The 3,914-nt window shown below is 64.7% G+C and carries 3 protein-coding genes; all 3 read right to left on the bottom strand.

The genetic code is table 11. The features are described from left to right. Positions 1-16: 16 nt before the first annotated feature. The gene (gene xth, locus EOD07_RS25785) at positions 17-823 is read right to left on the bottom strand and encodes an exodeoxyribonuclease III (protein ID WP_127237422.1); all 807 of its coding nucleotides are present in this window, start codon (positions 821-823) and stop codon (positions 17-19) included. A gap of 93 nt (positions 824-916) precedes the next feature. Further along, the gene (locus EOD07_RS25780) at positions 917-1,594 is read right to left on the bottom strand and encodes an outer membrane lipoprotein carrier protein LolA (protein WP_127237421.1); all 678 of its coding nucleotides are present in this window, start codon (positions 1,592-1,594) and stop codon (positions 917-919) included. A 199-nt stretch (positions 1,595-1,793) separates the two neighbouring features. Then, the coding region (locus EOD07_RS25775) for a DNA translocase FtsK (protein ID WP_164772517.1) at positions 1,794-3,914 on the bottom strand (2,121 nt) is incomplete at its 5' end.

Below are 3,914 nucleotides of genomic sequence, written 5' to 3'. Positions count from 1 at the left end.
CCTCTCCGCCGCCGCGTCAGTCCAAGTCAAATTTCGCAATCACCGGCACATGGTCGGACGGCTTTTCCCAGCCGCGCGCCGCCTGCAGGATCTCGTAGCCTTTGAAAGCCGGCACCAGGTTGGCGGAGGACCAGACATGGTCGAGGCGGCGGCCGCGGTTCGACGCTTCCCAATCCTTCGCGCGATAGCTCCACCAAGTGTAGAGCTTCTGCCCGGCGGGCACGTTGAGCCGCATCAGGTCGACCCAGCCGCCGGCCTCGCGCATCGCCTCGAAATTTGTCGTCTCGACCGGCGTGTGGCTGACGACGTTGAGCAATTGCTTGTGCGACCAGACGTCGTGCTCCTGCGGCGCGATGTTCAGGTCGCCGACCAGGATCGATGCGGATAGCTCATCCCCGCTCGCCGGCACGCCGTTCATCTCCTGGACGAAATCGAGCTTGTGGCGGAATTTGCGGTTGATCTCCGGATCCGGCTCGTCCCCACCGGCCGGCACGTAGAAATTATGCACCAGCACCGATTTGCCGCCCGCCTGTATCCTGACCGACAGATGCCGGCTGTCGTCGATCTCGCAGAACCGCCGCTTCTCGACCAGCTCGATCGGGCGGCGGGCGACGGTGGCGACGCCGTGATAGCCCTTCTGGCCGTGGAACAGGATGTGCTCGTAGCCCGCCTTGCGGAAGGCCTTTTCCGGGAAGAGCTCGTCCGGAACCTTGGTCTCCTGCAGGCAGAGCATGTCGGGCGCATGCTCCTTCAAGAGCCGCTCGACGATCGGCATGCGCAGGCGCACGGAGTTGATGTTCCAGGTGGCGATGGTGAAGGGCATTCAGGCGAGGTCCGGCAAAGGTCGCCGATCTAGTGCCAGCCGCGCGCCAGAAAGACAAGCTCGCCTAGAGCCCTCGGCTGCTTCAGTGCCGGTTTATCCGCCAGATCGCGTCCTGGAATTCAACTCTCTGTTCGCCGTGTAGTCGATGGCGAAGGTGTCGGGCGGGAAGCTGACGCCTTCCTTGGTGTTGAAGATCATCACCGTGGTGTCCTTGCCTTGCGCATCGGTGATCGTCCACTGCCGCAGATCGTAGGTCTTCGGGTCGAACATCATGGTGATCATCGCATTGCCGAACACCGACTTGTCGGACAGCTTGATGGTGGTGAGGTCGTCTTCTTCCTTGACCGCCTTGACGCGCCCTCCGGAGAGGTCGATCCGGTCGTCGAGCAGCAGCTTCAGCGGCGTCTTCGACAGCGGGTAGAGGTCGGAGGTGTTGAGCTTCTTGTTGAGGATCACCACCGACTTGCCGTCGGAGATGACGCGGAAGTTCGAGGAGCCGTCATAGTTGAAGCGGATCTTGCCTGGCCGCTCGAGGAAGAACTTGCCGCCGGTCTGCTCGCCTTTCGGCCCGAACTGGACGAACTCGCCGCTCATCGACTTCACCGAGGAGAAATGATCGGCGATCTTCTGCGCCGCCGGCGGCACCGCGGCCTGCGCGGCGGCGACGAGCTGGTAGCCCGGCACGAGGTTGAGGGCGGCGGCTCCGCCAAGCATCAGGCCGAGGCCGAGAAGCTGGCGGCGGGTGAGGGCGAATTCTGTCTGGGTCTTCATGCCGGTCACTTCCTGTGATTCGTGTCGCCGCAGTTTCTGGACTCCCACTAGGGCCTAAGTTTGGCGGATGCGCGACAGCTCCGTCGCATAGGCGCGGGCGACAGCCCGTCGCATGAAACGCGCCAGACGATCTCCGGTTGCCTGCTTGCCCGGGCTGGCGTCTCGCCGGGCCGAGGTTTGTCGAACTTCAGGTCAGACCCTAGAATTTGTCCTCTTCCGTTGGGACCAGAATCTCGCGTTTGCCGGCATGGTTGGCTGGACCGACAATGCCTTCCTTCTCCATCTTCTCGATGATCGAGGCGGCGCGGTTGTAACCGATGCCGAGCCTGCGCTGGATGTAGCTGGTCGAGGCCTTGCCGTCGCGCAGCACCACCGCGACCGCCTGGTCGTAAGGATCGTCGGAATCCTCGAAATTGCCGCCGCCACCGCCGCCGGAACCGCCCTTGCCCGACGGACCGTCCTCGTCGTCTTCCTCGTCGTCCTCGGTGATGGCGTCGAGATATTCCGGCACGCCCTGCAGCTTCAGGTGCCCGACGACCTTCTCGACCTCGTCGTCCGAGACGAACGGGCCGTGCACGCGCTGGATGCGGCCGCCGCCGGCCATGTAGAGCATGTCGCCCATGCCGAGCAGCTGCTCGGCGCCCTGCTCGCCAAGGATCGTGCGGCTGTCGATCTTGGACGTCACCTGGAAGGAGATGCGGGTCGGGAAATTGGCCTTGATCGTGCCGGTGATGACGTCGACCGACGGGCGTTGCGTGGCCATGATGACATGGATGCCGGCGGCGCGCGCCATCTGCGCCAGGCGCTGCACCGCGCCTTCGATATCCTTGCCGGCCACCATCATCAGGTCGGCCATCTCGTCGATGATGACCACGATATAGGGCATCGGCTCGAGATCGAGGTCCTCGGTCTCGTAGATCGCCTCGCCTGTCTGGCGGTCGAAGCCGGTCTGCACCGTGCGCGAGATCTTCTCGCCCTTTTTCTCCGCTTGCTGAACGCGCGCGTTGAAACCGTCGATGTTGCGCACGCCGACCTTGGACATCTTGCGGTAGCGGTCCTCCATCTCGCGCACGGTCCACTTCAGCGCCACGACCGCCTTCTTCGGATCGGTGACGACCGGCGTCAAAAGATGCGGGATGCCGTCATAGACCGAGAGCTCGAGCATCTTCGGGTCGATCATGATCAGCCGGCATTCCTGCGGCGTCATCCGGTAGAGCAGCGACAGGATCATGGTGTTGATGGCGACCGACTTGCCCGAGCCGGTGGTGCCGGCGACCAGAACGTGCGGCATCTTGGCGATGTCGACTATGACAGCCTCGCCATTGATGCTTTTGCCAAGGGCGAGCGCCAGCTTCATCTTGGTCGTCTCGAAGTCGCGGCTGGCCATGATCTCGCGCAGATAGACCGTCTCGCGCTTGGCGTTGGGCAATTCGATGCCGATGGCGTTGCGGCCGGGCACGACGGCGACGCGGCAGGCGATGGCGCTCATCGAGCGGGCGATGTCGTCGGAAAGACCGATGACGCGCGAGGACTTGATGCCTGGCGCCGGCTCCAATTCGTAGAGCGTGACGACCGGGCCGGGGCGGACATGGATGATCTCGCCCTTGACGCCGAAATCCTCCAGCACGCCTTCGAGCAGGCGCGCATTCTGCTCCAGCGCGTCCTTCGAAAGGCTCGCATCCTTTGCGATGTTCTTCGGCTCGGACAGGAAGTGCAGCGACGGCATCTCGAACGTGTCGGAACCGATCAGCGAGGTCTGGGCCTCGCGCTGGACGCGCGCGCCCGGCACGGGGCGCGCCGCCGGCGCGGCGACGCGGGTCGCGGCATCGGAACGGAAATTCTGCACCTTGGCGCTCGGCGCGCCGCGCCGCTGGACAGGCAGCTCGTCGTCGAAATCGTCAAGGTCGACGTCTTCGTCCTGCTCGTCGTCGAAAATATCCTGGTCGGCCGGATCGACCGAGGCGCTGCGGTCGTTGACCATGGCGGCGAAGAATTCCGGCTCGACGCGGGCGCGGCCGCCCGGACTCATCCGGCTTTCGGCGAACTCGGCCGATTCCACGCGTTCGGCGGCCCGCCGCCAGGCGCTGGCCTTAGGCTCCATCGGCGGCTCGAACTCGTCGCGCTCGCGCCTGCGCCGCTCGGCGCGGCGGTGCAGGAAGGCGCGGAACGACAGCCACCAATGGGTGACGGCGCCGAGCGCGAGTATCCCCTCGTCGCCCTCGTCCTCATCCTCGTCGAACAGCATCTCGTCCTGCTCGCGCGGATCGGGTTGGGCGGCGCGTTCCATGACGGCAAAGCCGTTCTTGCGCGCGATCAGCGC

The sequence above is a fragment of the Mesorhizobium sp. M2C.T.Ca.TU.002.02.1.1 genome (genome assembly GCF_003997225.1).
The sequence above is the reverse complement of the archived record's forward strand: the minus strand, read 5'-3'. Positions and strand labels throughout refer to the sequence as shown.

What these genes read in the sequence shown, in the direction of transcription:
- xth (WP_127237422.1), bottom strand. Translation starts at nt 823, where the DNA reads ATGCCCTTCACCATCGCCACCTGGAACATCAACTCCGTGCGCCTGCGC.
- EOD07_RS25780 (WP_127237421.1), bottom strand. Translation starts at nt 1,594, where the DNA reads ATGAAGACCCAGACAGAATTCGCCCTCACCCGCCGCCAGCTTCTCGGC.